This window comes from Mesorhizobium sp. M2A.F.Ca.ET.042.01.1.1, assembly GCF_003997405.1.
Taxonomy (GTDB): domain Bacteria; phylum Pseudomonadota; class Alphaproteobacteria; order Rhizobiales; family Rhizobiaceae; genus Mesorhizobium.
In genome coordinates, this window is the sequence record NZ_RZRX01000082.1 from 1 (window position 1) to 24154 (window position 24154).

The 24154-nt window shown below is 65.0% G+C and carries 27 protein-coding genes; 15 read left to right on the top strand and 12 right to left on the bottom strand.

The window, feature by feature from the left end:
• Positions 1 to 137 precede the first annotated feature (137 nt).
• From EOA23_RS14675 to rph, 6 genes are all read right to left on the bottom strand, one after another.
• On the bottom strand, positions 138 to 458 hold the full coding sequence (locus tag EOA23_RS14675) for a low molecular weight protein tyrosine phosphatase family protein (protein WP_127304637.1): 321 nt from the start codon (positions 456 to 458) through the stop codon (positions 138 to 140).
• A gap of 36 nt (positions 459 to 494) precedes the next feature.
• Complete coding sequence (locus EOA23_RS14680) at positions 495 to 815, bottom strand: hypothetical protein (RefSeq protein ID WP_127304638.1); 321 nt, start codon at positions 813 to 815, stop codon at positions 495 to 497.
• Between the two features lie 95 nt (positions 816 to 910).
• Positions 911 to 2083 (bottom strand): radical SAM family heme chaperone HemW, encoded by a 1173-nt coding sequence (gene hemW, locus EOA23_RS14685; RefSeq protein ID WP_189341611.1) that lies wholly within the window; start codon positions 2081 to 2083, stop codon positions 911 to 913.
• A complete protein-coding gene (gene rdgB / locus EOA23_RS14690; RefSeq protein ID WP_127304639.1) occupies positions 2080 to 2772 on the bottom strand; it encodes an RdgB/HAM1 family non-canonical purine NTP pyrophosphatase in 693 nt (230 codons plus the stop codon). The genes hemW and rdgB overlap by 4 nt, the downstream gene beginning before the upstream one ends.
• The gene (locus tag EOA23_RS14695; protein ID WP_126063513.1) at positions 2772 to 3182 is read right to left on the bottom strand and encodes a VOC family protein; all 411 of its coding nucleotides are present in this window, start codon (positions 3180 to 3182) and stop codon (positions 2772 to 2774) included. Before EOA23_RS14695 ends, rdgB begins: the two co-directional genes overlap by 1 nt.
• Before the next feature lie 183 nt (positions 3183 to 3365).
• Positions 3366 to 4082: a ribonuclease PH gene (gene rph / locus EOA23_RS14705; RefSeq protein ID WP_027169620.1), complete on the bottom strand. Its 717-nt coding sequence runs from the start codon at positions 4080 to 4082 to the stop codon at positions 3366 to 3368.
• A gap of 148 nt (positions 4083 to 4230) precedes the next feature.
• On the opposite strand from rph, the gene hrcA reads away from it, so the two are divergent.
• The 5 genes from hrcA to cysK all read left to right on the top strand — a co-directional run bounded on the left by hrcA (position 4231) and on the right by cysK (position 9442).
• The gene (gene hrcA, locus EOA23_RS14710; RefSeq protein ID WP_127304640.1) at positions 4231 to 5328 is read left to right on the top strand and encodes a heat-inducible transcriptional repressor HrcA; all 1098 of its coding nucleotides are present in this window, start codon (positions 4231 to 4233) and stop codon (positions 5326 to 5328) included.
• Between the two features lie 171 nt (positions 5329 to 5499).
• The gene (locus EOA23_RS14715) at positions 5500 to 5697 is read left to right on the top strand and encodes a hypothetical protein (RefSeq protein ID WP_126080303.1); all 198 of its coding nucleotides are present in this window, start codon (positions 5500 to 5502) and stop codon (positions 5695 to 5697) included.
• A 117-nt stretch (positions 5698 to 5814) separates the two neighbouring features.
• Positions 5815 to 7149, top strand: a complete 1335-nt coding sequence (locus EOA23_RS14720; RefSeq protein WP_127304641.1) for a sorbosone dehydrogenase family protein — start codon at positions 5815 to 5817, stop codon at positions 7147 to 7149.
• 503 nt (positions 7150 to 7652) lie between these two features.
• The gene (locus EOA23_RS14725) at positions 7653 to 8270 is read left to right on the top strand and encodes a LysE family translocator (protein WP_127304642.1); all 618 of its coding nucleotides are present in this window, start codon (positions 7653 to 7655) and stop codon (positions 8268 to 8270) included.
• A 191-nt stretch (positions 8271 to 8461) separates the two neighbouring features.
• Positions 8462 to 9442, top strand: a complete 981-nt coding sequence (cysK, locus tag EOA23_RS14730; RefSeq protein ID WP_127304643.1) for a cysteine synthase A — start codon at positions 8462 to 8464, stop codon at positions 9440 to 9442.
• Positions 9443 to 9727: 285 nt separating this feature from the next.
• Here the strand turns inward: cysK and EOA23_RS14735 are convergent, their stop codons facing one another.
• Both EOA23_RS14735 and EOA23_RS14740 read right to left on the bottom strand, forming a co-directional pair.
• Complete coding sequence (locus tag EOA23_RS14735; RefSeq protein ID WP_127304644.1) at positions 9728 to 10975, bottom strand: RNA polymerase sigma factor; 1248 nt, start codon at positions 10973 to 10975, stop codon at positions 9728 to 9730.
• A 6-nt stretch (positions 10976 to 10981) separates the two neighbouring features.
• Positions 10982 to 11353 carry a YciI family protein gene (locus tag EOA23_RS14740; protein ID WP_127304645.1) on the bottom strand — a complete coding sequence of 124 codons (372 nt, stop codon included), beginning with the start codon at positions 11351 to 11353 and terminating at the stop codon, positions 10982 to 10984.
• 304 nt (positions 11354 to 11657) lie between these two features.
• Between EOA23_RS14740 and EOA23_RS14745 the strand changes: the two genes are divergently transcribed.
• The 3 genes from EOA23_RS14745 to EOA23_RS14755 all read left to right on the top strand — a co-directional run bounded on the left by EOA23_RS14745 (position 11658) and on the right by EOA23_RS14755 (position 15320).
• Positions 11658 to 12617 carry a TAXI family TRAP transporter solute-binding subunit gene (locus tag EOA23_RS14745; protein ID WP_127304646.1) on the top strand — a complete coding sequence of 320 codons (960 nt, stop codon included), beginning with the start codon at positions 11658 to 11660 and terminating at the stop codon, positions 12615 to 12617.
• Positions 12618 to 12849: 232 nt separating this feature from the next.
• The gene (locus EOA23_RS14750; protein WP_127304647.1) at positions 12850 to 14946 is read left to right on the top strand and encodes a TRAP transporter permease; all 2097 of its coding nucleotides are present in this window, start codon (positions 12850 to 12852) and stop codon (positions 14944 to 14946) included.
• Positions 14943 to 15320 (top strand): DUF1850 domain-containing protein, encoded by a 378-nt coding sequence (locus EOA23_RS14755; protein ID WP_127304648.1) that lies wholly within the window; start codon positions 14943 to 14945, stop codon positions 15318 to 15320. Before EOA23_RS14750 ends, EOA23_RS14755 begins: the two co-directional genes overlap by 4 nt.
• Positions 15321 to 15452: 132 nt before the next feature.
• Here EOA23_RS14755 and EOA23_RS14760 read toward each other — a convergent pair whose 3' ends face one another.
• The 3 genes from EOA23_RS14760 to EOA23_RS14765 form a co-directional block, all read right to left on the bottom strand.
• Positions 15453 to 15905 carry a thiol-disulfide oxidoreductase DCC family protein gene (locus EOA23_RS14760; protein ID WP_126063501.1) on the bottom strand — a complete coding sequence of 151 codons (453 nt, stop codon included), beginning with the start codon at positions 15903 to 15905 and terminating at the stop codon, positions 15453 to 15455.
• A gap of 211 nt (positions 15906 to 16116) precedes the next feature.
• Entirely contained in the window at positions 16117 to 16242 is a 126-nt protein-coding gene (locus tag EOA23_RS36945) for a hypothetical protein (protein WP_281058753.1), read from the bottom strand.
• A gap of 2 nt (positions 16243 to 16244) precedes the next feature.
• Positions 16245 to 16391 (bottom strand): hypothetical protein, encoded by a 147-nt coding sequence (locus EOA23_RS14765; protein WP_108702809.1) that lies wholly within the window; start codon positions 16389 to 16391, stop codon positions 16245 to 16247.
• A gap of 398 nt (positions 16392 to 16789) precedes the next feature.
• Between EOA23_RS14765 and EOA23_RS14770 the strand changes: the two genes are divergently transcribed.
• The 3 genes from EOA23_RS14770 to ligD all read left to right on the top strand — a co-directional run bounded on the left by EOA23_RS14770 (position 16790) and on the right by ligD (position 20775).
• On the top strand, positions 16790 to 17296 hold the full coding sequence (locus EOA23_RS14770; RefSeq protein ID WP_126063500.1) for a ferritin-like domain-containing protein: 507 nt from the start codon (positions 16790 to 16792) through the stop codon (positions 17294 to 17296).
• Positions 17297 to 17412: 116 nt separating this feature from the next.
• Entirely contained in the window at positions 17413 to 18273 is an 861-nt protein-coding gene (locus EOA23_RS14775; RefSeq protein ID WP_127304649.1) for a Ku protein, read from the top strand.
• A 9-nt stretch (positions 18274 to 18282) separates the two neighbouring features.
• Positions 18283 to 20775 (top strand): DNA ligase D, encoded by a 2493-nt coding sequence (gene ligD, locus EOA23_RS14780; RefSeq protein WP_127304650.1) that lies wholly within the window; start codon positions 18283 to 18285, stop codon positions 20773 to 20775.
• A 233-nt stretch (positions 20776 to 21008) separates the two neighbouring features.
• Here ligD and EOA23_RS14790 read toward each other — a convergent pair whose 3' ends face one another.
• Complete coding sequence (locus EOA23_RS14790; RefSeq protein ID WP_127304651.1) at positions 21009 to 21683, bottom strand: winged helix-turn-helix domain-containing protein; 675 nt, start codon at positions 21681 to 21683, stop codon at positions 21009 to 21011.
• 169 nt (positions 21684 to 21852) lie between these two features.
• On the opposite strand from EOA23_RS14790, the gene EOA23_RS14795 reads away from it, so the two are divergent.
• The 4 genes from EOA23_RS14795 to EOA23_RS14810 all read left to right on the top strand — a co-directional run bounded on the left by EOA23_RS14795 (position 21853) and on the right by EOA23_RS14810 (position 23781).
• Complete coding sequence (locus EOA23_RS14795) at positions 21853 to 22221, top strand: NIPSNAP family protein (RefSeq protein ID WP_127304656.1); 369 nt, start codon at positions 21853 to 21855, stop codon at positions 22219 to 22221.
• Entirely contained in the window at positions 22218 to 22562 is a 345-nt protein-coding gene (locus EOA23_RS14800; RefSeq protein WP_127304652.1) for an antibiotic biosynthesis monooxygenase, read from the top strand. The genes EOA23_RS14795 and EOA23_RS14800 overlap by 4 nt, the downstream gene beginning before the upstream one ends.
• Positions 22563 to 22678: 116 nt before the next feature.
• Positions 22679 to 23365: a DUF1223 domain-containing protein gene (locus EOA23_RS14805; RefSeq protein WP_127304653.1), complete on the top strand. Its 687-nt coding sequence runs from the start codon at positions 22679 to 22681 to the stop codon at positions 23363 to 23365.
• A gap of 89 nt (positions 23366 to 23454) precedes the next feature.
• A complete protein-coding gene (locus tag EOA23_RS14810; protein WP_127304654.1) occupies positions 23455 to 23781 on the top strand; it encodes a hypothetical protein in 327 nt (108 codons plus the stop codon).
• Positions 23782 to 24154 lie beyond the last annotated feature (373 nt).

Below are 24154 nucleotides of genomic sequence, written 5' to 3' on the forward strand. Positions count from 1 at the left end.
CCCTGGAATCCATGCCGTTACATCGACGTTCCGCCTGCGGTGCAGAACCAGCTCCGCTGTGCCCGTCGCATAGGCCACGGCATGGATTCTCGGGTCAAGCCCGAGAATGACGACCGCGCTGGGGATCGCCGCAGCCTTCAGAGATACCGAGGCACCCTCGCCTCCAGCAGCCGCACCAGTTCCGGGTCCATGAAGTCGTAATCGTCCGGGATGTCCAGGCAGATCACCCTGGCACCCTTCAGGCTGGCCCGGAACTTCTTCTGCAGCTTGGCGCGATGCGCCTTTTCCATTACGAAGATGATGTCGGCCCACGCGACCAGCTCATGCGTCAGCGGGTTGTCGGCGTCGTGATTGGTCCCAGCCGATTCGACCTCGATGTCGCGGCGCCTGGAAAACACCTGCTCGGCGGTCGGGCTGCGCAGCCGGTTCTGGCTGCAGACGAAGAGGATGTTCTTCAAAGCGAGCAGATATTCCTATGAATGGGGAGGTCGACGTTATTCGTCCATGATCTCGCGTATCGATTTCGTAAGTGGTATGTATTGATCCAGAGTAAGTCCGTTCAAATCGAATTTTATCGACTCGTCTTTTGCGATTGCCCTTAAATTTATCCCAACATAAGTCATGAAGCTGCGCACGACGTCAAACTCGCTCAAGCCCGATGTTTTGTGTTCCTTCGGCTTCTGGTTTCTGATGAACACGGTCACTGCTTCGTAGAGGTCGGGATGCTCACGGGATTTCGAAATCTCCGTCAATCCAAACTCAAAAACGTCATCCGTGTTTAAAGTCCGCAGCGTCTCATGGATCAGGAACTTCATTGCAGGTCCCACTGGATGCACGGAAATGGCATTCGGCTAGCCAAGCCAGATACCTAACATCATCGCGCAGACGGACAAACAAGTTGGCTGCTGCTCTACCGCGCCAGATCCGCCACCACCGCATCCAGCACGATCATCCCTGCTGTCGTGGCGCGCAGCCTTGCATTGCCGACCGGCGCCACCAGCCCTTCCTCCTGCAGCACCGAGAGCCGCGCGCTCGACAGGCCGCGCCCCGACAGCGCCTCGTAGCGCTGCAGGTCGATGCCTTCGGCGAGCCGCAAGCCCATCAGCAGGAACTCGTCGGCCTCTTCCGCGCGGGTCAGGACCTCGCCGCCGGTGACGCCATCGCCCCTGGCCTCGACCAGATTGGCCCAGGTCTCCGGCATCCTTTCCGCTATCGTCACCGTGCGGCGGCCGTTCTCGACGAAGCGGCCATGCGCGCCCGGGCCGACGCCGACATATTCGCCATAGCGCCAATAGGTGAGGTTGTGCCGGCTTTCGGCGCCCGGCCGGGCGTGGTTGGAAATCTCATAGGCCGGCAGCCCATGCGTCGCCGTCACCTCCTGCGTCAGCGCATAGAGATCGGCGGCATGGTCGTTGTCAGGCAGCGTGAATTTCTTCGCCGCGTAAAGCGCGTGGAAGGGCGTGCCCTCCTCGATGGTCAGCTGGTAGAGCGACAGATGGTCGACCGCGTAGCCGATCGCCTGCTCCAGCTCCGCGCCCCACGCCTCCGGCGTCTGACCGGGCCGGACATAGATCAGGTCGAAGGAGAGACGGGGAAATATGTCCCGCGCCAGCGCGATGGCGTGCAGTGCCTCCTCGACATTGTGCAGCCGGCCGAGGAAGCGCAGGTCCTTGTCGTTCAGCGCCTGCACGCCGAGCGAGACGCGGTTGACGCCGGCGGCGCGGTAGCCGCGGAAACGCTCGGCCTCGACCGAGGACGGGTTGGCCTCCAGCGTCACCTCGATGCCGGCCGGCACCGACCAGTTCCTCGCCACCGCCTCCAGCACCGCGCCCACCGTTTCCGGCTTCATCAGCGACGGCGTGCCGCCGCCGAGGAAGATGCTGGTCACCTCGCGCGGCCCGGTGCGGGCGCGCATGGTTTTGAGCTCCGTCTCGAAGGCGCGGGCGAAGCGCTCCTGGTCGACCGGCTGGTGGCGGACATGGCTGTTGAAGTCGCAATAGGGGCACTTGGCCGCGCAGAACGGCCAGTGGATATAGACGCCGAAGCCGGGGCTGCGGTCGAGCGGTATGGTCACTGCGCTCATGCGGGTCCTGATCGCGCCAGATCCAATCTGGCCAAATCCAATCGCGCTTCGGCGAATTTCTGGAAGGCGCGGGCGCGGTGCGAAAGCGCCGTCGCCTGGCCGGGCTTCCAGCCATGTTTTTCCTCGGCGCTCATCTCGCCAAAAGTCTTGTCGAAGCCATTGGGCAGAAACACCGGATCGTAGCCGAAGCCGAGCGCGCCGCGCGGCGGCCATACCAGCGTGCCCTCGGCCTCGCCGCGATAATATTCCGCCTCGCCGTCCGGAAATGCCAGGCAGATGACGGCGACAAACCGGCCGGTGCGCTGCGAAGGCTCGGTCGCGCCGGCTTCCTGCAGCGCCGTTTCCGTCTTCTGCATGGCCATGCCGAAATCGCGGGTGCCATCCGGCTTCTCGGCCCAGTTGGCGGTATAGACGCCGGGCGCGCCGTCGAGCGCGTCGACGCAGAGCCCGGAATCGTCCGACAGGGCCGGCAGGCCGGTGGCCTTGGCGGCGGCGAACGCCTTGATATAGGCGTTCTCTTCGAAGGTCGTGCCGGTCTCGTCCGGCTCGGGCAGGCCGTATTCCTTGGCCGATTTCGCCTCGAAGCCGAACGGCGCCATCAGATCGGCAAATTCGCGCAGCTTGCCGGCATTGTGGCTGGCGACGACGATCTTCTTTCCGTTGAGGGAATGAAATGGTTGGGAATGCATCAGAAACCCCAGATCCTTGGCTCGGCGAACTCGATCGAATTGCCCGAAGGGTCGCGGATATAGATCGAGTGTCCGCCCTGCGGCCATTCGAAATCGCTTTCGATGGCGATGTTGTTCGCGGCGAGACGCTTGCGCCATGCGGCGATTTCGTCGGCGGTAGCCGCAAAGCAGAGATGCCCCTCGCCGGCCGTGCCATGCGGCGGCACTTTCAGCCTGGCGTCGGGCGCCGGCGGTATCTTCGTCGCCTCCGCGTTGAACAGAAGCAGCACGCCGTCGCCGCAGCGAAAGAAGACGTGGCGGCCCTCGACCTTGCCCAGCGCTTCGAGGCCGATGATGTCGCGGTAGAAGGCTTCGGCCGCGTGCAGGTCCGTGACGTAGAGGGCGGATTCGAGGATTGCGGAGGGTATCACGAGGCCCCCCTCTCTGCCCTGCCGGGCATCTCCCCCTCAAGGGGGGAGATTGGCAGCTTTGTCGTAGGCACCCATTCTGCAACGCCGGTGATTGGCGAAAGCCGCGGCGAAATCCAATCTCCCCCCTTGAGGGGGAGATGGCCGGCAGGCCAGAGAGGGGGGCCTAGGCTCGGCATTTCAAAACTACGCCACCGCCATCTGCTGAAGGCTCACCAGCCGTGAAATGCCTTTCTTGGCCAGCCCCATCAGCGCCGCGAACTGCTCCTCGGAGAAAGGCTCGCCTTCGGCCGTGCCCTGGATCTCGACGATGCCGCCCTTGCCGGTCATGACGAAATTGGCGTCGGTGCCGGCCGAGGAATCCTCGAGATAATCGAGATCGATGACCGGCTGGCCGTCATGGATGCCGCAGGAGATCGCCGCGACATGGTCCTTCAGCACCTTGGCGACGCTGACCATCTGGCGCGCTTCCATCCAGCGCAGGCAGTCGTAGAGCGCCACCCAGCCACCGGTGATCGAGGCGGTGCGGGTGCCGCCATCGGCCTGGATCACGTCGCAGTCGACGGTGATCTGCTGTTCGCCCAACGCCTGCAGGTCGACCACGGCGCGCAAGCTCCGGCCGATCAGCCGCTGGATCTCCAGCGTGCGGCCGCCCTGCTTGCCGGCGGAGGCCTCGCGCCGCATGCGCTCGCCGGTCGAGCGCGGCAGCATGCCGTATTCTGCCGTCACCCAGCCCTTGCCGGAATTGCGCATCCAGGCCGGCACTTTTTCCTCAAGGCTCGCGGTACACAAGACATGCGTGTCGCCGAACTTCACCAGGCACGAGCCTTCGGCATGCTTGGAGACGCCGCGCTCGAAGGAGATGGCGCGCATTTCGTCGGCTTGGCGTTTGGAGGGGCGCATCGAGGCTCTTTCTGTTCTTTCCCGGATTCGTTGGCGGCTTGTAGACGCATGCAGCCTCCCGCGCAAAGGAAAAGGGGGCGCGAGCCAGGGCGGGTTGCGCGGGCCGACCGGGAGTCTATATCTTTCCGGTAGGAGGTTTCTCGCCGGAATGAACAGACCAGTCGATCCGACGTCGCAGTCACCCGGGCTTCAGTCGCCGGTGCTTCAGTCACTCGACATGCGCTCGCGCGATATTTTTCGGCGGATTGTCGATTCCTATCTGCGCGACGGCGAGCCGGTCGGTTCGCGCAGCCTGTCGCGCATCCTGCCCTCCTCGCTGTCGCCGGCCACCATCCGCAACGTGATGAGCGACCTCGAGCATCTGGGGCTGATCTACGCGCCGCATGTTTCCGCCGGCCGCCTGCCGACCCAGACCGGCCTGCGCTTCTTCGTCGATGCCTTCATGGAGCTCGGCGATCTTTCCGACGACGAGCGCCGCATCATCGAGGCGCAGGTGCGCGCCTCGGGTTCCGGCGCGACGCTGGAGCATATGCTGACCGAGGCCAGCCAGATGCTGTCCGGCATGTCGCGCGGCGCCGGCCTCGTGCTCGCCTCCAAGAACGAGGTGGCGCTGAAGCACATCGAATTCATCCAGCTCGAGCCCAGCAAGGCGCTTGCCGTGCTGGTGTCGCAGAACGGCGACGTCGAGAACCGCGTCGTGGACCTGCCCGCCGGCACCACCGTGTCGCAGCTGCACGAGGCGTCCAATTTCCTTAACGCCCATATCCGGGGCCGCACGCTTGCCGAGGCGCGCGCCGAGATCGCCCGCATCAAGGACGAAACCAAATCGGCCCTCGACACGCTGTCGCAGGATCTGGTCGAGAAGGGCCTGGCAGTCTGGGCCGGCGCCGAAAGCGGCCTGCCGGCGCGTCTCATTGTGCGCGGCCGCGCCAACCTGCTGGAAAACGTCACCGCCCAGGCCGACCTCGAACTGCTGCGCCATCTGTTCGAGGACCTGGAGACGCAGGACGGGCTGCTGCAGCTGCTAGACCTCGCCGAGGAAGGGCCGGGCGTGCGCATCTTCATCGGTTCGGAGAACAAGCTGTTCTCGCTGTCCGGCTCGTCGCTGGTCGTCGCGCCCTATCGCGACAAGGACGCCCGCGTCATCGGCGCGCTTGGCGTCATCGGGCCGACGCGGCTGAATTACGCCCGCATCGTGCCGATGGTCGACTATACGGCACAACTGATTTCGCGCATGCTCCGCTAGGTGTATCGATATTCAGGTAAGGCCGGCCTGCGAATGACGGCTTCCTGCGCTTCCGGTGCTCACGTACTTTAAGTACGCTCCGCTCCGGTTCTCGGAAGCCACCGTTCTCGATTTGGCCTGACCTGAATCTCGCCACACCTAGGGTCGCGGCAGCTGCAGAGGGAGAAAAAAATGGCGTTGGAAGCTATCAAGGCCCAGATCGACCTCCTGCTTCAGGAAATGATCAACCAGCCCGAGGACGACCACGAGATCCAGGAGCAGCTGCGCGAGAAATTGCGGGAGCTCCGCGCCATGGGCCTGCCCTTGCCGGCCGATCTCGTCGAGTTGGAAAAGCGCCTCGACGACGACCTGGATGCCGAGGAGACCTAAGTTCCGGCGCTCCGTCAAATCCGCGTGCGCAAGCTTCTCTTTTCGGTCGTTTGCCCAATATGTCCTGCTCGGAGCGCCTGACCGAGCGAGGCGTATTGGCAGACGACGGAGAACAGCATGATACGGATCGCCAGCCTTGCGGGCATTGCCTTGATTCTCGCCACCGGTGCCTTTGCGCAGCAGGCTCCCTTGCTCAGCGGCGAAAAGGCCTTCGGCGACTGGAAGGCCGATCGTCCAGGCGTGCGCCGGCTGCTGAAGCCTCACGACATGCCGAAACCCGATGTGACGGAGTCCGCCGCCAATGGCGGCGGGGTCACCGATCGCCCGGAGGGCGCGAAGCCACAGCTTCCGCCGGGCTTTTCCGCCGAGCTGGTCGCGTCGGGTATCGACAGTCCACGCGTGGTCCGCGTGGCGCCGAACGGCGACCTCTTCGTCGCCGACAGCCGGGCAAACCAGGTCCGCGTCTATCGCCTGGCGCAAGGCAGCGCGAAGCCTGCCGAGACAGCGGTCTTCGCCAAGGACCTGACGCGGCCCTACGGCATCGCCTTCTATCCGCCGGGCGACAAGCCGCAATGGGTCTATGTGGCCAACAGCAACAGCGTCGTGCGCTTCCCCTATCGCGACGGCGACCTCGAAGCGTCCGCCAAGCCGGAAACCATCGTCGCGAAAATCCCGGCCAACCATCACTGGACGCGCGACATCGCCTTCTCGGGAGACGGCAAGACGCTCTATCTGTCGGTCGGCTCCGGCTCCAACATCGCCGAGGATATGGGGGCGAAGCCGAAGGGCGGTGTCGAGGCGCGGGCGAAATCGCAGCCGCTGGGCGAGGCCTGGGGCCCGGAACAGGGCCGCGCCGATGTGCTCGCCTTCGACCCCGACGGCAGCAACCGCCGCACCGTCGCCACCGGCCTGCGCAACTGCTCCGGCATGACCGTGCAGCCGGCGACCGGCGCGCTCTGGTGCGTCGTCAACGAGCGCGACGAGCTTGGCGACAATGTCCCTTTCGAGTATGCGACCGCCGTGAAGGAAGGCGCCTTCTACGGCTGGCCCTGGTATTATATCGGCAGCAATGAGGACCCGCGCCACGAGGGCGCGCGGCCCGATCTCGCCGGCAAGGTCACGATGCCGGACGTGCTGATCCAGGCGCATTCGGCGCCGCTCAACATCGCCTTCTACGATGGCGGCAACTTCCCGGCTGGCTACAAGGGCGACGCCTTCGTCACCCTGCACGGCTCGTGGAACCGCAATGTCCGCACCGGCTACAAGGTGGTGCGGCTGCGGTTCAAGGACGGCAAGCCGACCGGCGAATATGACGACTTCGCCACCGGCTTCGTCATATCCGACGACGCGGTCTGGGGCCGCCCGGTCGGCGTCGCTGTCGCCAAGGACGGTGCGCTGATCCTCACCGAGGACGGCAACGGTACGATCTGGCGTGTGAAGTATGGTGGGTAGCTTCTCGGCAGAGGGTTTTGGAAGGCTGCCGCTTGTTGCGGGCAAATTTTACCTCCCATTTTGCGATATCGCGCAGACGCTGGCGATTGGCGTAAGCCTTCCCAACGTCGTCATTCCAGGGCGGAGCAAGGAGCGAAGCGACGCGCGCAGACCCTGGAATCCATGCCGTTACCTCGGCCGTGGAATGCAGCGGAGCAGAATTCTGCACCCTTGCGGCGCGTCGAAGTCACGGCATGGATCCTCGGGTCTGCGCGCGTCGCTTCGCTCCTTGCTCCGCCCGTGGATGACGACCGCGATAGGCGTCTCGGCCAATCGCCAAAGCATGCCACCTCACCAACGCAGACATAGTCGACCGGTCAAAATTCTTCTTGCTGCGGAAACCAGCTCCTGATGCCGCTGGCGCAACAAATCCCGTCGCGAGGGAATTACCAGTGACCGGGCGCCATGATAAAAACCCGCCCCTCATCGAGCTTTCGGGAAATTATACGCCAGGTGCCAAAACCATGACACTCACCGGATTCCTCGCTTACAGCGCAGCCCTCGGCGTCGCCGCCGCCATTCCAGGTCCCGGCGTCACGGCGCTTGTCGCCCGCGCGCTCGGCTCCGGCTTCCGCTCCTCGCTCGCCATGTCGTTCGGCCTGATGCTCGGCGACCTCACCTATCTCACCGCCGTGGTGCTTGGGCTGGCCTTCGTCGCCCAGACCTTCGGCATGGTCTTCCTCGCCATCAAATGGGCCGGCGTCGCCTATCTCGCCTTCCTTGCTTGGCGCTTCTGGACCAGCGGTATCACGCCCGAGACCGTCGAGGCGCGTAAGGCCAAGGGCGGGCTGCTGTCGAGCTTCATCGCCGGGCTGACGGTGACGCTGGGCAATCCCAAGACGATGATCTTCTATCTCGCCATCACGCCGACCATCGTCGACCTGAAGACGATCACGCTCGCCGACTACGCCATCCTCGCGGCACTCACCGTGGCGGTGCTGTTCGTGGTGCTGGTGCCTTATCTGGCTTTGGCCGCCAAGGCGCGCTGGTTCCTGAAATCGCCGCGCGCGCTGAAGGTGCTGAACCGCACCGCCGCCGGCTTCATGATGGGCGCGGCGGCCGCCATCGCGGCCCGACAATAGGCTCCGGATGTCAGCCGCTCCCGGATTTCAGCCAAACCATTCCTGAAACCCACTGCAGCGGAAAATGCATTTCCGCTGCGGCGCGCTTTTCAGCAACCGCCCCACTCGGATATTTTAGGTGGCCGGCCTATCTTGCGCGGCTGAAAGCCCTATTCTGTTTTGCCTATGCCATTGCCCTGGGAGCGAACCAAATGAACAAGCCCGTCACCTCCGCGCGCGTGCCCGGCCGCGGCCGCGTCTTCAATTCGATCACGGAGACGATTGGCGACACGCCGCTGGTCATGCTGGACAAGTTCGCCAGGGAGAAGGGCATCGTTGCCAACCTGATGGCCAAGCTCGAATTCTTCAACCCGATCGCCTCGGTCAAGGACCGCATCGGCGTCGCCATGATCGAGGCGCTGGAGGAAGCGGGCAAGATTACGCCCGGCAAGACCACGCTGATCGAGCCGACCTCCGGCAACACCGGCATCGCGCTCGCCTTCGCCGCCGCCGCCAAGGGCTACAAGCTGATCCTCACCATGCCGGAGACGATGTCGGTCGAGCGCCGCAAGATGCTGGCGCTGCTCGGCGCCGAGCTGGTGCTGACCGAGGGCCCGAAAGGCATGAAGGGCGCCATCGCCAAGGCCGACGAGCTTGCCGCCACGCTGCCCAACGCCATCATCCCGCAGCAATTCGAGAACCCGGCCAATCCCGAGATCCACCGCCGCACCACGGCCGAGGAGATCTGGAACGACACCAATGGCGAGGTCGATATCTTCGTCGCCGGCATCGGCACCGGCGGCACCATCACCGGCGTCGGCCAGGTGCTGAAGAAGCGCAAGCCTTCGGTGCATATCGTGGCGGTCGAGCCGGAGGCCTCCCCGGTTCTGTCCGGCGGCCAGCCCGGCCCGCACAAGATCCAGGGCATCGGCGCGGGCTTTGCGCCGAAGATCCTCGACACGTCCGTCTATGACGAGATCGTCAGGGTGTCGAACGAGGATTCGGTCGCCAATGCCCGCCTGGTCGCGCGCCTCGAAGGCGTGCCGGTCGGCATCTCGTCGGGCGCGGCACTCCAGGCGGCCATCGTCGTTGGCTCGCGGCCGGAGAACAAGGGCAAGAACCTCGTCGTCGTCATCCCTTCCTTCGCCGAGCGCTATCTCTCGACCATCCTGTTCGACGGGCTGGGGGCTTAGGCGCGCACATACCTAGGAAGTGGCTTCGGCTTGGGATTGGCTGAAGCCTCCCAACCTCGTCATCCACGGGCGGAGCAAGGAGCGAAGCGACGCGCGCAGAGCCGAGGATCCATTCCGTGACTTCGACGCGCCGCAACGGTGTAGAATTCTGCTCCGTTTGCATCCTGCGGCCGAGGTAACGGCATGGATTCCAGGGTCTGCGCGCGTCGCTTCGCTCCTTGCTCCGCCCTGGAATGACGAGGCTGGGACGCCCCCAGCGGGCCAGACGACAAGCAGCAACCGGCTCTACTTCCCCACAAGCTTCGCCTTCTCGCCCTGCAGGAAGCGGCGCAGCGCCGGGTCGCGCTCGAGGCCGATCGCCTGGTCGTAGGCCTGCGCCGCCTGCTTCGTATTGCCAAGCCTGGCCAGCAGCCCGGCGCGCGCGGCCCAATAGGGCTGGTAGTCCTGCAGCCGCTTGTCCTCGCCCAGCACATAGAGCGCCGCCAGCCCGGCTGTTGCACCCTCGGTTTCGGCGATGGCCACCGCGCGGTTGATCGCCACCACCGGTGAGCCGGCGACGGAAAGCAGCGCGTCGTAAAGCTGGCGGATGGCCGCCCAGTCCGTGCCGCTGCCGCGCCGGCGCGCCGTGTGGGCGGACTGCACCGCGGCCTCGAGCTGGTAGCGGCCGATGATGCCCCTTTGCGCGGCGCCCGCCAGCAAGGCCTCCGCCTCGTCGATCAGGCTGTCGTCCCAGAGCGCGATATCCTGTTCGGCCAAAGGCACGAAGTCTCCATCCGGGCCGCGCCTTGCCGAGCGGCGCGCCTCGGCGAACAGCATCAGCGCCAGCAGTCCCAGCGCCTCCGGCTCGTCCGGCATCAGCGAGGCGACCAGCCGTCCAAGCCAGATGCCTTCGCCGGCGAGGTTGCGCCGGCGGCTGTCGGTGCCGGTCGGATCCGACCAGCCTTCGGCGAAGGTGGCGTAGATCGCCTCCAGCACGGCGCCGAGCCGCTCGCCGAGCTCCGCCTGTTCCGGCACGCGGAACGGGATCCCGGTCTCGCGGATGCGCGCCTTGGCCCGCACCAGCCGCTGGCCCATCGTCGCCGGCGAGACCAGGAAAGCCGAGGCGATCGTCGCGGCGTCGAAGCCGAGGATCGTCTGCAGGGTCAGCGGCGCACGCACGCTGGCTTCGATCGCCGGATGGGCACAGGCGAACATCAGCCGCAGCCGGTCGTCGGGCAGCTCCTCGCCGCTCATGCGCGCCTCCATCTCCTCCGCAATCAGCTGCAGATGATCGCGCGCCGCCTCGCCGGTCAGCCGCCGTCGCACGGCGTCGACGTCGCGCCGGCGCGCCACCGCGAGCAGCCAGGCTTCCGGCTGCTCCGGCACGCCGGTCCTGGGCCAGCGCTCCAGCGCCGCGGCGAAGGCATCGGCCAGAGCGTCCTCGGCGCCGGCGACGTCGCGCGTGCGCGCCGCCAGCCAGGCGACCAGCTTGCCGTAGCTGCGCCGGGCGGCCGCTTCCGCCGCCGCCCGCGCGATCTCCGAGCGATCGTCCATCGCGGCTCACTCCGCGGCGGCGACGTACTCTGCCATTTCCCAGATCGGCCGCACCTCGACCGTGCCGGTGGAGGACGCGGGACAGCGCGCGCCCCACTCGATGGCGGTGTCGATGTCGGCCGCCTCGATCATGTAGAAGCCTGCCAATTGCTCCTTGGTGTCGGCATAGGGGCCGTCGAGCACATTGGTCTTGCCTCCGGCGAGCCGCACCGAGGTGGCCGCCTGGGTCGGGCGCAGCCGCTCGCCGGCGATATACGCCCCGGATTTCTTCAGCGCTTCGGTGTAGGCGCCATAGGCCGCGAGCACCTGCTGGGTCTGCTCCTTTGGAGCATTCGCCATCGCGGCTTCGTCATTGTAGATCAAAAGCATGTATCGCATGGTCTTCTCCCGTTTCTTGAAGGCCGCGTCGTTGCGTGCCGACCTATGTCGGGTGGCATCGACCGATTTCGACAGGCGCCGGGAAAATCTTTCGTCCCCAAAGCAGCAGAGCGCAAGCCGGCGCTTTTTCGCCGCCACTCAACCGTTCGTCCAGATGATGATCCCAAAAGTGGACCCCGGTTTTTGGAAAGGATCATGATCAAACAGAAAGCGTTGAATAGCGGGTTGGCATTTGGCTCCTCCCGTCTAAACTCACGAGCTTCGCGCCGGGGAGGCGACGCGACCGTTTCAGGAGGAGAAACCCATGCTCGATTTCAGGACGAAATTTGTGGCCGCCGGCGCCTTGGCGCTGTCGCTCGGTCTCGGCATCGTGTCGGCCGGAGCGCAGGAGTTCATCAATGTGCTCACCGGCGGCACGTCGGGCGTCTATTATCCGCTCGGCGTGGCGCTGTCCGAAATCTACGGCAAGGGCATCGAGGGCTCGCGCACGCAGGTTCAGGCGACCAAGGCTTCGGTCGAGAACCTCAACCTCCTGCAGCAGGGCAAGGGCGAGATCGCCTTTGCGCTCGGCGATTCGGTCAAGATGGCCGCCGAGGGCAACACCGAGGCCGGCTTCCCGGGCAAGCTCGACAAACTGCGCGGCATCGCCGCGATCTATCCCAACTACATCCAGATCGTCGCCAGCCAGGACTCAGGCATCAAGACGCTCGCCGACCTCAAGGGCAAGAGCCTGTCGGTGGGCGCGCCCGCCTCCGGCACCGAGCTCAACGCGCGCGCCATCTTCGCCGCCGCCGGTCTGAAATACGAGGATCTCGGACGCGTCGAATACCTGCCCTTCGCCGAGTCGGTCGAGCTGATCAAGAACCGCCAGCTCGACGCCACCCTGCAGTCGGCCGGCCTCGGCGTCGCCTCCATCCGCGATCTCGCAACTTCCGTGCCGATCAACGTCGTTGCTGTGCCGGCCGAGGACGTCGCCAAGATCGGGGCGCCCTATCTTTCCGTGGTCATCCCGAAAGGCACCTATGAAGGCCAGGCAGAAGACGTCCCGACCGCCGCGGTGGGCAACTTCCTGATCACCCGCGCCGACGTCTCCGACGAGACCGCCTATCAGATGACCAAGCTCTTGTTCGAGCATCTCGACCAGCTCACCGCCGCTCATGCCGCCGCCAAGGCGATTGATCCGGCCAAGGCGCTGGACGGCATGCCGGTGGCGCTACATCCCGGCGCTGAGCGCTACTACAAGGAAAAAGGCCTGCTGAAATAGGCCCTCACCATCGAGGAAGGGCTATCGCATAGCGCAGCGCCAGCCCCCTTATCCGGCCGCTTCGCGGCCACCTTCTCCCCGGTGGGGAGAAGAGGTTGGCAGCGACGCCGACAATCTCCTCTCCCCACCGGGGAGGTGTCAGCCGAGCGAAGCGGAGGCTGGGCGAGGGGGAGCGCCATACGCGGTTTCCCTCCCCCCAACGGAGACGGTATTGCCCGCCAGGAACCCGCCAATGACCGAGACCCCGACCGTTCTTTCCCCGGCCGCCGAAGAACAGGTCGAAGGGCTGCCGCCGGGCTTCGGCGACGGCCTCGCCGGCAAGGCCGCCTTTGCCATCGCCGTCGCCTTCTCCGTCTTTCAGATCTACATCGCCGCTTACGGCAGCCTGCCCAGCCAGGTGGTGCGGGCCATGCATGTCGGCTTCCTGCTGCTGCTCGGTTTCGCCCTGATCGCCAATTTGCGTGCCACCGGCCTGGCGGCGAAGGCCGCGTTCTGGACGCTCGGCGTGCTGGGCTTCGCCACGGGCCTCTACAACTGGGTCTTCTATGCCGACCTCATCCGCCGCTCCGGCTTCCTCACCACGCCGGACCTCATCGTCGGCACGCTGCTGGTGGCGCTGGTCTTCGAGGCCGCTAGACGGCTGATGGGCCTGCCGCTGGCGGTCATCGCCTTCATCTTTCTCGCCTACTGCTTCGTCGGCAATCATCTGCCGCCGCCCTTCATCCATCGCGGTTATGATTTCGCGCAGCTGGTCGACACCTTCGCCTTCGGCACCGAGGGCATTTACGGCACGCCGGTCTATGTGTCGGCCGCCTATATCTTCATCTTCGTCGTCTTTGCCGCCTTCCTCGAGCGGGCCGGCATGATCGCGCTGTTCAACGATTTCGCGCTCGGCCTCGTCGGCTCATGGCGCGGCGGCCCGGCGCAGGTCTGCGTGCTCTCCTCCGCGCTGATGGGCACCATCTCCGGTTCGGGCGTCGCCAATGTCGTCGCCAGCGGCCAGTTCACCATTCCGCTGATGAAGCGCTTCGGCTTCCGCTCGGCCTTTGCCGGCGCGGTCGAGGCGACCTCCTCGATGGGCGGCCAGATCATGCCGCCCGTCATGGGGGCCGTCGCCTTCATCATGGCCGAGACGCTGAACATCCCTTATGCCGAGGTCGTCAAGGCGGCGGTCATCCCGGCGCTGCTCTATTTCGGCGCCTGTTTCTGGCAGGTGCATCTGGAGGCCGGCAAGGCCGGGCTGCATGGCATGGCCAAGGCCGAGTTGCCCAATCCCTGGGAGGCGGTGCGAAAGCACTGGCCGCTCGTGCTGCCGCTCGCCGTGCTGGTCTATCTGCTCTTTGCCGGCTACACGCCGATCTTCGCCGGCACGATGGGCCTCGCGCTGACCGTCGTGCTCATACTCGGCACACCGCTGGCGGCGTTGATCGGACCGCTCGCCTTCCGCGTCGTCTTCTGGCTGGCCCTCGGGCTTGCCGCCGCGTCCTTCATGCGCTTCGGTGTCAATGTGCTCAGCCTCGTCATCGCGGCGCTCGTCATTGCCTGCCTCGCCTTCAAGGGTGGGCGCGAGACGCTGCGCATCTGCGTCGATTCGCTTGCCGAAGGGGCCAAGAACGCGCTGCCCGTCGGTATCGCCTGCGCTATCGTCGGCATCGTCATCGGCACGCTGACGCTCACCGGCATCGCCTCCACCTTCATCGGCTGGATCATCTCCATCGGCGAGAACAATCTGTTCCTGTCGCTGGTGTTGACCATGCTCACCTGCCTGGTGCTCGGCATGGGCATTCCGACGATCCCCAACTACATCATCACCTCCTCCCTTGCCGGTCCGGCGCTGCTGTCGCTCGGCGTGCCGCTGGTGGTCAGCCACATGTTCGTCTTCTATTTCGGCATCATGGCGGACCTGACGCCGCCGGTGGCGCTCGCCGCCTTCGCCGCCGCGCCGATGGCCAAGGAAAGCGGATTGAAGATCGGCATCCAGGCGACAAAGCTCGCCATTGCCGGCTTCGTCGTGCCGTTCATGGCCGTCTACACGCCGGCCCTCATGCTGCAGGACGCCGGCCCGATCGCGGCCTCGTTCGGCTATCCCGTCGAGGTCGCTTACATCGTCGCCAAGGCCTGTATGGGCATTGTGCTGTGGGGCGCCGCTGCCGTCGGCTTCCTCGCCCGGCGCATGGCCTTGTGGGAGCGTCTCGTCGCTTTCGCAGCCGGCCTGCTCCTGGTGGTCGCGCTGCCGCTCACCGATGAGACCGGCTGGGCGCTCGCCCTGGCGTGGATCGGCTGGCATTGCTGGCGCGCGCGCCGGCTGTCCATGGCCGGCGCCGCATGAGCCTATGCATCCTCACCGCCGGCAAGACGGTGACGCTCGCCGCCGCCGCCTTCACCCTGTCCTGGACGCATTCGGTGGAACGCACGCGCTGGCAGGAGGATTGGAAAGTGTCGCCCGCCGGGCTGCAGGTCGTCGAGGCGCGGGTCAAAGGCTCCGGCGCCGGCATGGAGCCGCCCGAGGGCTCGGTGCTGCGGGAAGGCTGGTGGGTCTACCAGCCACGGATCGGGCTCCAGCCGCGTCTGGTGCTCTCGGCGTCCGGCGCCACCGGGGAAGGCTGGACGCTGTGCACGGTCATGGGTTGCCGGGAGCTGGGCGGGGCGGCCGGCGAACCCATCGTGCTCGAACCATGCGCCGGCTCGAGCCAGCCGCGATAGCGCACGATCAGCCCAGCCACCCGCGATCTTAAAGGATGTCTGCCGAAAGTGGGAACCGGTTTCGGGATAAAGACACGCGTAAAATCAAAAACCTAAAGCGCATGGAGCGAATCTGAAAGATCGCGACGCGCTTTAGCCGATCAGCCGTTCCCGCAACTCAGCCGAAGGAATCTCGCAACTGTCCTTGCGGCCGAACAGCGCGTAGCGGTTCCTGGCAACGCGGTCATAGAGCCAGTCGCGCAGCGGTCGCGGCAGGATGAGCAGCGCCTTCGCGGCGCGCCAAGGCCAGCCGAGCGCGGCCATGACCGCGACGAAACTGTCGAGCTTGGTGAAGGGGGCGCCGTCGATGATGGCGAGGTTGCTGTCGTAGTCGTCGGTCGGCAGGCCGTGCCGGCGAAACAGCGCCTCGCCGAGCGGCGACTGCGCCGTGGCGAAGCGGAAGCGTTTTTCCCGGTCGAGCTTGAGGATAAGCTGGACAAAGCCCGAGCAGAACACGCAGACGCCGTCGAAGACGATCAGCGGATAGCGTGTGTCATAGGCCTGGCTAGGAGAGGCGGGACTGTTCGGTTCGGGCAGGTCGGTCATGGAGGCCCCGGCTGCTTGTGTCCCCAAAGCAATTCCAGGAAAAGTGTGAGCGGTTTTCCGTCCGGAATTGCGTCAAACTAAAGCATGTCTCCCGAAAGTGGGAACCGGTTTCGGGATAAAGACATGCGTAAATCAAGAAGCTAAAGCGCGGAGCGAATCTGAAAGATCGCGATGCGCTTTAGGGGAGACACTAAGCCAGCCGGCGGCGGCGTCAAAGTCGCGGCGTTGTCGCACGCCAGTTGGCGGCGAGCACAAGGCGCTCGACGCGATAGGTGGTGGCGCGCTGGTCGGCGGCCGGCCGGCAGATGCGGCTGTGGTGGGCGCGTTCGTGGGTCATGATCAGTTCGCGCTGACGCCCAGCGAGTTGCCGCGACGTGCGCAGGCCGGCCCCGGGCCGCGCATGTAATAGCGCTCCGGCCGATAGGTCGGCGCGACGAATTCGCGGATGGCGGCGGCGTAGCCTGCAATGTGGTTCCAGAAGTTCATTTTTACTGTCCCTGTCCCGCTTTCGGATGTCCCGTCCGAATTGTTCGAGAGCATAGCGTCGAGGCGTGAATAGTCGGTGAACGTGATGTTAATTTCTGGTCCGAAACTCGTTGCATCGTGGCCGGATTGCGGCTGATTCGCGGTGTTTCGGTGCCTTTCGTCGCCTTTCCGCGCCGTGTGACTTTTGCATCACATATGTTTCGTTCTGATGTCGCTTGGCCGCGCTTCCGTTTCACCTTCGTCCGACGGCAGGAAATTTAAATTCGCGCGACCCGGCGAGTAGGAACCTGTCCCGCAAGACGACGTTGATCCCGCAAGGGCCGGGATGAACCCGGCCATGTTGACGGCTGTCCGCCGGGCAACTTCCCGACAACGCGAAACATGGAAAGGCAACCGCCATGGGCTTCTTTTCGAAGGACATCAAGACGCTGGACGATCTCTTCATCCACACGCTGCGCGACATCTATTATGCCGAGAAGCAGATCGAGAAATCGCTGCCGAAGATGATCGATAAGGCGACCGATCCGCAATTGAAGGCCGGCTTCGAGAAGCACCTCACGCAGACCAAGGGTCACATCGAGCGGGTCGAGCAGGTGTTCGAGCTGCATGGCGTCAAGGCCAAGACCGTCAACTGCCCGGCCATCGACGGCATCCTCGCGGAGGCCGACGAGGTGAGCGGCGATGTCGACGACAAGGAAGTCCTCGATGCGGCGCTGATCGCCTCCGCACAGGCCGTCGAGCACTATGAGATAACGCGCTACGGCACGCTGATCGCCTGGGCCAAGCAGCTCGGCCGCAGCGATTGCGCCAATGTTCTGGCCAAGAACCTCAAGGAAGAAGAGGCGACCGACCGCAAGCTCACCGAGATCGCCGAAAGCAAGATCAACCTGCAGGCGGCCGAATAGCCTGACGATAAGGCCGGCGCATGGCGTCGGCCTTCCCGTCCCCGGGGGAACCGAAGCGGCGTTCCGGCCGTTTCGGTTTGTCCGATGTTGCCCCGATGTTGCAAGGAGTGTTCGTCATGGCGCCGCGCCCCGCCTGGAGCGGTTATCTCAAGCTTTCACTGGTCACCTGCGCCATCCAGCTGAGCAACGTCGTCACCCACGCCGAAAAGGTGTCCTTCCACATCCTCAACCGAAAGACCGGCAACAGGGTCCGGCGCGTCTATGTCGACCAGAAAAGCGGCAAGCCGCTGGAAGAGGATGAGGAGGTCAGGGGTTTCGAGGTTGGTAAGGACGAATTCATCCGCATCGAGGACGAAGATATCGAGGCGGTCCAGATCGAATCCTCGCACACGCTCGATCTCGACGGTTTCGTCGACAAGGCTTCGATCGACCAAGTTTATCTCGACACGCCCTATTATGTCTCGCCCGCCGACAAGGTCTCGCAGGAGGCCTTCGCCGTCATTCGCGATGCGTTGGCCGAGAAGAAAATGGCCGGCCTCGCCCGCATCGTGCTTTACCAGCGCGAGCGCCCGGCGATGATCGAGCCGTTCGGCAAAGGCATGCTGCTGACGACGCTGCGCTACGGCGACACGGTGCGCGAAGCATCCCAGATCTTCGCCGACATCCAGTCCGCGAAGCTGGACGGCGAGATGGTCGGGCTGGCCGAGACTATCATCGACAAGAAGAAGGCGAAGTTCGACCCAGCCAAATTCAGGGATCGCTATGAGGAATCGCTGCTCGAGCTGGTTCGCTCCAGGAAGGCCGGGAGAAAGGCGCCGAAGGCCAAGGCATCGCCGAAACCGTCCAATGTCGTTAACCTGTTCGACGCGCTGAAGAAGAGCCTCAACGCCGACGACGGCAAAACCGACAAGGCATCGTCCAAAGCGCCGGCCAAACGAGCGAAGGCCAAGGCCGCGCCGAAGCGCAAGTCCGCATAGGAGCCCGCAATGGCGAGCCTCGAACAATATCAAGCCAAGCGCGATTTCAAGAAGACCGCCGAGCCGGCCGGCAAGGTGAAGCGCGGCAAGCAGGGCGGCGGCATCTTCGTCGTCCAGAAGCATGCCGCGACGCGGCTTCATTACGATTTCCGTCTGGAGCATGACGGCGTGCTGTGGAGCTGGGCGGTGACGCGCGGCCCGAGCCTCGACCCGCATGAGAAGCGGCTTGCCGTGCATGTCGAGGATCACCCGATCGACTACGCCTCCTTCGAAGGCACCATTCCGAAAGGCCAGTATGGCGGCGGCTCGGTCCTGGTCTGGGACGAAGGCAGATGGGTGCCCGATGGCGATCCCGCCCAGGGCATGAAGAAGGGCCATATCGACTTCGAGCTCGAGGGCCACAAGCTCAACGGCCGCTGGCATCTGGTCAGGCTGAGGCCCCGCCCCGGCGAGAAGCGCGACAACTGGCTGCTGATCAAATCCGACGATGCCGCCGCCCGTCCCGGCGAGGATATCCTCGAAGAAGAACCGAAATCGGTGAAATCGGGCCTGACCATCGAGGAGGTCGGCGAAGGCAAGGCGGCCAAGGGGCAGACGCCGAAGGTCTGGCAGTCCAACAGGCCCGCCAAAGCCAAGGCCGGCCGGGCTGGGCGGCTCGAATTCATCGAGCCGCAACTGGCGACGCTGGAGAAGGAAGCACCCACCGGCGACGACTGGCTGCACGAGGTGAAATTCGACGGCTATCGCATGCAGGCGCAGATCGAAGGCAGCGAGGTCAGGCTCCTTACCCGCGCCGGCCTCGACTGGACCGGCAAATTCGAGGGGCCGCTCACCGCCGCGCTGGCCAAATTGAAATGCCGGGACGCCGTCATCGACGGCGAGGTCGTGGTGCTGGCCGACAGCGGCGTGTCGTCCTTCCCGCTGCTGCAGGCGGACCTGTCGGCCCGCCGCGCCGACCGCTTCATCTATTATGTCTTCGACCTGATGCGGCTCGACGGCGAGGATCTGCGCCGCGAGCCGCTGGTCGAACGCAAGCAGGCGCTGGCCGAATTGGTCGGCGAGCAGCCCGAAAATTCGGCGCTGCGCTTCAGCGATCATTTCCACGAGCCCGGCAAGGTCATGCTGCAGCATGTCTGCCGCATGGGTCTGGAAGGCGTGGTGTCGAAGCGCGCCGACGCGCCCTATCGCAGCGGGCGGGGGCTCACCTGGATCAAGTCGAAATGCACGCTCCGGCAGGAATTCGTCATCGGCGGCTATCTGCCTTCGGACAAGACCGGGCGGGGTGTGCGCTCGCTGCTGGTCGGCTATTACGAGGGCGGCAAGCTGCACTATGCCGGCCGTGTCGGCACCGGCTTTTCCGGCAAGGTGATGGCGGATTTGAAAAAGAAGCTCGATCACCTCGAGGCGAAGACATCGCCATTCTCGGCGGCCGTGCCGAAGGGAAAAGGCCTTACCTTCATCAAGCCCGAGCTTGTCGGCGAGGTGGAGTTCCGCAGCTGGACATCCGACCGTATAATCCGCCACGCCTCGTTCCAGGGGCTGCGCGAGGACAAGCCGGCGGAGGAAGTCGTGCAGGAAAAGCCGAAGAAGGCCGAGAGCCAGGCAAAGACGGGCGCAAAACCCGCCAAGACCTCAGCCGGAACGGCGAAGACATCGATAAAGCTCTCGCATCCCGACAAGCTGCTGTGGCCCGACGAGAAGGTTTCGAAACAGGACCTGCTCGAACACTACGCGCTGGTCTGGCCGCGCATGGAGCAATTCGTCGTCAACCGGCCGCTGAGCCTCGTGCGCGCGCCCGACGGCATCCACGGCCAGCGCTTCTTCCAGAAACACGCCTCGCCTGGCATGAGCGACAAGATCGCCCGCATGAAAGATCCGACGGATGGCGAGGAGATCCTCTACATCAAGGATTTCGACGGGCTGGCGGCGCTGGTCCAGTACGGCGTGGTCGAGGTCCACATCTGGGGCTCGACGATCGATGCGCTGGAAAAGCCGGACCAGATCATCTTCGACCTCGATCCGGACGAAGGCGTCGATGTCTCCAAAGTGCGCGAGGCGGCGCTCGACATCCGCAAGCAACTCGATGATCTGTCGCTGCCGAACCTGGTCAAGACCTCCGGCGGCAAGGGCTATCATGTGCTGGTGCCGCTGAAACCCTCGGCGGAATGGGACGAGGTCAAGGATTTCGCGCACGACTTCGCCCGCGCGCTGGAGCAGGCGGCGCCCGACCGCTACACGGCGACATTGTCGAAGAAGGCGCGTACCGGAAAGATATTCGTCGATTATCTGCGCAACGGCCGCGGCTCGACCACCGTCGCGCCCTATTCCTCGCGCGCCAAGAAGGGCGCGACGATATCGATGCCGGTGACCTGGCCGGAGATCGAGAAGGGCCTGGCGCCGAATGCCTTCCCGCTTGGCGATGCTTCCACGCTGGCGCAGCTGAAGAAAGCCGACCCGTGGAAGGAATTCTTCAAGCTGGGGAAGGCGTTGAAAAGGGGGTGATCGCGGCAAGACCCAAGGTCGCTTATGCCGAGATCCTTCGCCCCCCTCTCTGTCCTGCCGGACATCTCCCCCTCAAGGGGGGAGATTGGCAGCTTTGGCGCGGCGCCTCTTCTGCAACGTTGACGATTAGCGAAAGAGAGCGTGACATCCGATCTCCCCCCTTGAGGGGGAGATGCCCGGTAGGGCAGAGAGGGGGCCTCGCGCCGACATTGCACGTTATCGGCACCGGGGCTTCACCCCAGAAACACCCTCTCGAACTCCCGCTTTCCTCCGGGCGAGAACACCACGGCGCGGCTGTCCTTCTCGCGGCGGGCCCATTTCTCGGCGATGATCTTGTCGAGGATGGCGGCGCCGAGCGTGCCGGCGAGATGCGAGCGCCGGACGCTCCAGTCGAGGCAGGCGCGGCACACCGGCCGCCGCGCCTTGGCCTGGATCTCGATGCCGAGCGCTGAAAAATGCGAGGCGCCGGCTGACGAGAGCCGGATCTCATTGTCCTCGCGCAGCAGAAGCTTCCGGTCGAAGAGCCGGTCGAGCATCGCCACCGCCTGCTCGCCGGCAAGATGGTCGTAGCAGACCCGCGCCACCCGCATGGCCGCGTCGCGCGGGCCGGGCCGCACGCGCTTGGGGCCGACTGCCTCGGCGACGCCGATGATCGCCTCGATCATGCCCGCCACCTGCGCGCTGGCAAGCCCGTAATAGCGGTGGCGGCCCTGGCTCGCCAAGGTCAGCAGCCCGCCCTCCATCAGCTTCGACAGATGCGAGGAAGCCGTGGGCAGCGACACGCCGGCTTCCAGCGCCAGTTCCGACGCCGTCAGCGCCGTGCCGCCCATCAGCGCGTTCAGCATGTTGGCGCGGGCCGGGTCGCCGACCAGGCTGGCGATGCGAGCGATGTCTGGTCCTTCACGCATGGTTCGATCCTCATCGAAGCATTCCCGTCAGGGAAGCACTATTCTGGGGTCATCTCAAGCAGCCCGGGCAACGCTCCTGACAGGAGAATGCCTAGCACATAGCCGCCAGCGATGTTTCGATCACGGTCGAAGAATCGATGTGCGCAAGCCAACCGACGAGGAGACCGACATGACCATCACCTGCTTCATCCGCTACGAGATCGACCCGTTCGGCAAGGCGGCCTTCGAGCAATATGCGCGCGCCTGGGGCCAGGCCATTCCGCGCTGCGGCGCCGAGCTCATCGGCTATTACGCGCCACATGAAGGCTCGGCCACCACGGCCTATGCCGCCTACAACATCGAAAGCCTCGCCGCCTACGAGGCCTATCGCGCCCGGCTTGCCGCCGACCCCGCGGGCAAGGCAAATTACGAGTTCGCCAGGCGCGAGAAATTCATCTTGAAGGAAGATCGCGTCTTCCTGAAGCTGGTGTCGGGGCCGCACGGTCCAAGGCAGCTCTTTCGCACCGACGTGACGGTCAGGGAAGGAATAGAGGCATGATCGCTGTCATCTTCGAGGTCGAGCCGGCCGAAGGAAAGCGCGATGCCTATCTCGGCATCGCCGCCGATCTCAGGCCATTGCTCGAAAGCATCGACGGCTTCATCTCGGTCGAGCGCTTCCAGAGCCTGACCGATCCGAAGCGCGTGCTGTCGCTTTCCTTCTGGCGCGACGAGGAAGCGGTGAAAGCCTGGCGCAACACCGAGGAGCACCGCCAGGCGCAGAAGGCTGGCCGCGGCGGAATCTTTGCCGGCTACCGTCTGCGCATCGCCCAGGTCGTGCGCGATTACGGGCTGACGGAAAGGACCGAAGCGCCACAAGATAGCCGCGCGGTGAACGGATGAGCCTTCTTCCGCGATCGGGAGAGAAGCGGCCTGCAATCACAAACCGGTGAAGCCTGTAACGAAGCGATCCGCGGCGGCGAAATGGGAGCATGACCCCGCTACGGAGATTGCTTCCCATGACCGGATTGAAGACAGGCCTGCTTGTCGGCGCGATGCTCGCGGCCACGATCGGCGCCGCGGCCGCCCAGCCGCTCACCGTGGTCGAGCTGTTCACCAGCCAGGGCTGCTCGTCCTGCCCGCCGGCCAACGCCAACCTGATCAAGGTCAAGGACCAGCCGGGCGTGCTGGCGCTGTCGTTCAACGTCACCTATTGGGATTACCTCGGCTGGAGGGACACGTTCGGCCGCAAGGAATTCACCGATCGCCAGGTCACCTACGAGCCGCCGCTCGGCCGCGACGGGCCGTTCACGCCGCAGGTGGTGGTGAATGGCAGCCATGACGCCGTGGGTGCTGCGCCCGGCGAGATCCAGGGCCTCATCGCCAACAGCGGCCACCCGCAGGGCCCCGAGCTTTCGCTTGGGCAGGGCAAGGTCAGCATCGGCGCCGGCAAGGCGCCGGGCGGTGGCGCCGACATCTGGCTGGTGCGCTACAACAAGGGCGTCGTCGAGGTGCCGGTGGCGCGCGGCGAGAACACCGGCCGCACGCTGCCGCACGCCAATGTCGTGCATGCGCTGACAAGGCTCGGCAGCTGGAACGGTGAAGCGACAACGCTGCCGCTGCCGGCGGCCAGCGGCGGCTTGAGCACCGCCGTGCTGGTGCAGGCGCCGCGCGGCGGGCCGATCCTGGCCGCCGCCGCCAACTGATTTTTCATTCCCTTTCGCGCGGGGCCGCATGGGCGACAACGCTTCACCAAGGCCCGCATCTGCGCGCGCCAAAACCAAGGAGTACGACCATGACCAAGTTCCTCACGCTGCCGGCTCTGGCCTTCGCGCTTTCCGCTTCGGTCTTCGTAGCCGGCGCCCGCGCCGACGACACGACCAATGCGATGAAGCCCGCCGATGCGATGGCGACGGACGCGATGAAGCCAGCGACCGATGCGATGAAGCCGGCGACGGACGCGATGAAGCCGGCCGACGCCATGAAGCCCGACGCGATGAGCACTGAGGCGATGAAGCCGGCCACGGATGCGATGAAGCCTGCGACAGATGCCATGAAGCCGGCGGACGCGATGAAGCCTGCAACCGACGCCATGAAGCCGGCGGATAGCACTGCTCAGTGAGGCTGAGCTCGCGAGGCAGCCGGCTTCGCAGCCAATCGCGAATGTCAGCGCTGGCCCCCGCTCCGTCTCGGCGCTGCGCGCCGATCCACCTCTCCCCCGCTTTGCGGGGGCGAGGAAACGCTAACCGCGAAGGGCGAGCGACGCCAATGAGCCACGGAGAGGCCTTCGCAAGCCTGGGTTCCTCGCCCCCGCCAAAGGTGGGGGAGAGGTGGCTCGGCGAAGCCGGGACGGAGAGGGGGAGCGCCGTTGGCGGTTGCACACCGCCGCACGGCAAAGTGAGAACCTCTCGACGGCTTCTTTCGTATATACTTAAGACAATGACAGGAGATCAGGACATGAACGGCATAAAGACAAAAGCCGCGCGGCCATTCTT

Coding starts and splice junctions, on each gene's coding strand:
- ligD (WP_127304650.1), top strand. CDS start 18,283: ATGGCGAGCCTCGAACAATATCAAGCCAAGCGCGATTTCAAGAAGACC.
- EOA23_RS14805 (WP_127304653.1), top strand. CDS start 22,679: ATGACCGGATTGAAGACAGGCCTGCTTGTCGGCGCGATGCTCGCGGCC.
- EOA23_RS14795 (WP_127304656.1), top strand. CDS start 21,853: ATGACCATCACCTGCTTCATCCGCTACGAGATCGACCCGTTCGGCAAG.
- EOA23_RS14715 (WP_126080303.1), top strand. CDS start 5,500: ATGGCGTTGGAAGCTATCAAGGCCCAGATCGACCTCCTGCTTCAGGAA.
- EOA23_RS14775 (WP_127304649.1), top strand. CDS start 17,413: ATGGCGCCGCGCCCCGCCTGGAGCGGTTATCTCAAGCTTTCACTGGTC.
- EOA23_RS14750 (WP_127304647.1), top strand. CDS start 12,850: ATGACCGAGACCCCGACCGTTCTTTCCCCGGCCGCCGAAGAACAGGTC.
- EOA23_RS14810 (WP_127304654.1), top strand. CDS start 23,455: ATGACCAAGTTCCTCACGCTGCCGGCTCTGGCCTTCGCGCTTTCCGCT.
- EOA23_RS14720 (WP_127304641.1), top strand. CDS start 5,815: ATGATACGGATCGCCAGCCTTGCGGGCATTGCCTTGATTCTCGCCACC.
- EOA23_RS14800 (WP_127304652.1), top strand. CDS start 22,218: ATGATCGCTGTCATCTTCGAGGTCGAGCCGGCCGAAGGAAAGCGCGAT.
- cysK (WP_127304643.1), top strand. CDS start 8,462: ATGAACAAGCCCGTCACCTCCGCGCGCGTGCCCGGCCGCGGCCGCGTC.
- EOA23_RS14790 (WP_127304651.1), bottom strand. CDS start 21,683: ATGCGTGAAGGACCAGACATCGCTCGCATCGCCAGCCTGGTCGGCGAC.
- EOA23_RS14755 (WP_127304648.1), top strand. CDS start 14,943: ATGAGCCTATGCATCCTCACCGCCGGCAAGACGGTGACGCTCGCCGCC.
- EOA23_RS14765 (WP_108702809.1), bottom strand. CDS start 16,391: ATGAACTTCTGGAACCACATTGCAGGCTACGCCGCCGCCATCCGCGAA.
- EOA23_RS14740 (WP_127304645.1), bottom strand. CDS start 11,353: ATGCGATACATGCTTTTGATCTACAATGACGAAGCCGCGATGGCGAAT.
- EOA23_RS14745 (WP_127304646.1), top strand. CDS start 11,658: ATGCTCGATTTCAGGACGAAATTTGTGGCCGCCGGCGCCTTGGCGCTG.
- EOA23_RS14760 (WP_126063501.1), bottom strand. CDS start 15,905: ATGACCGACCTGCCCGAACCGAACAGTCCCGCCTCTCCTAGCCAGGCC.
- EOA23_RS14770 (WP_126063500.1), top strand. CDS start 16,790: ATGGGCTTCTTTTCGAAGGACATCAAGACGCTGGACGATCTCTTCATC.
- EOA23_RS36945 (WP_281058753.1), bottom strand. CDS start 16,242: ATGACCCACGAACGCGCCCACCACAGCCGCATCTGCCGGCCGGCCGCC.
- rdgB (WP_127304639.1), bottom strand. CDS start 2,772: ATGCATTCCCAACCATTTCATTCCCTCAACGGAAAGAAGATCGTCGTC.
- EOA23_RS14725 (WP_127304642.1), top strand. CDS start 7,653: ATGACACTCACCGGATTCCTCGCTTACAGCGCAGCCCTCGGCGTCGCC.
- hrcA (WP_127304640.1), top strand. CDS start 4,231: ATGAACAGACCAGTCGATCCGACGTCGCAGTCACCCGGGCTTCAGTCG.
- hemW (WP_189341611.1), bottom strand. CDS start 2,083: ATGAGCGCAGTGACCATACCGCTCGACCGCAGCCCCGGCTTCGGCGTC.
- EOA23_RS14735 (WP_127304644.1), bottom strand. CDS start 10,975: ATGGACGATCGCTCGGAGATCGCGCGGGCGGCGGCGGAAGCGGCCGCC.
- EOA23_RS14680 (WP_127304638.1), bottom strand. CDS start 815: ATGAAGTTCCTGATCCATGAGACGCTGCGGACTTTAAACACGGATGAC.
- rph (WP_027169620.1), bottom strand. CDS start 4,082: ATGCGCCCCTCCAAACGCCAAGCCGACGAAATGCGCGCCATCTCCTTC.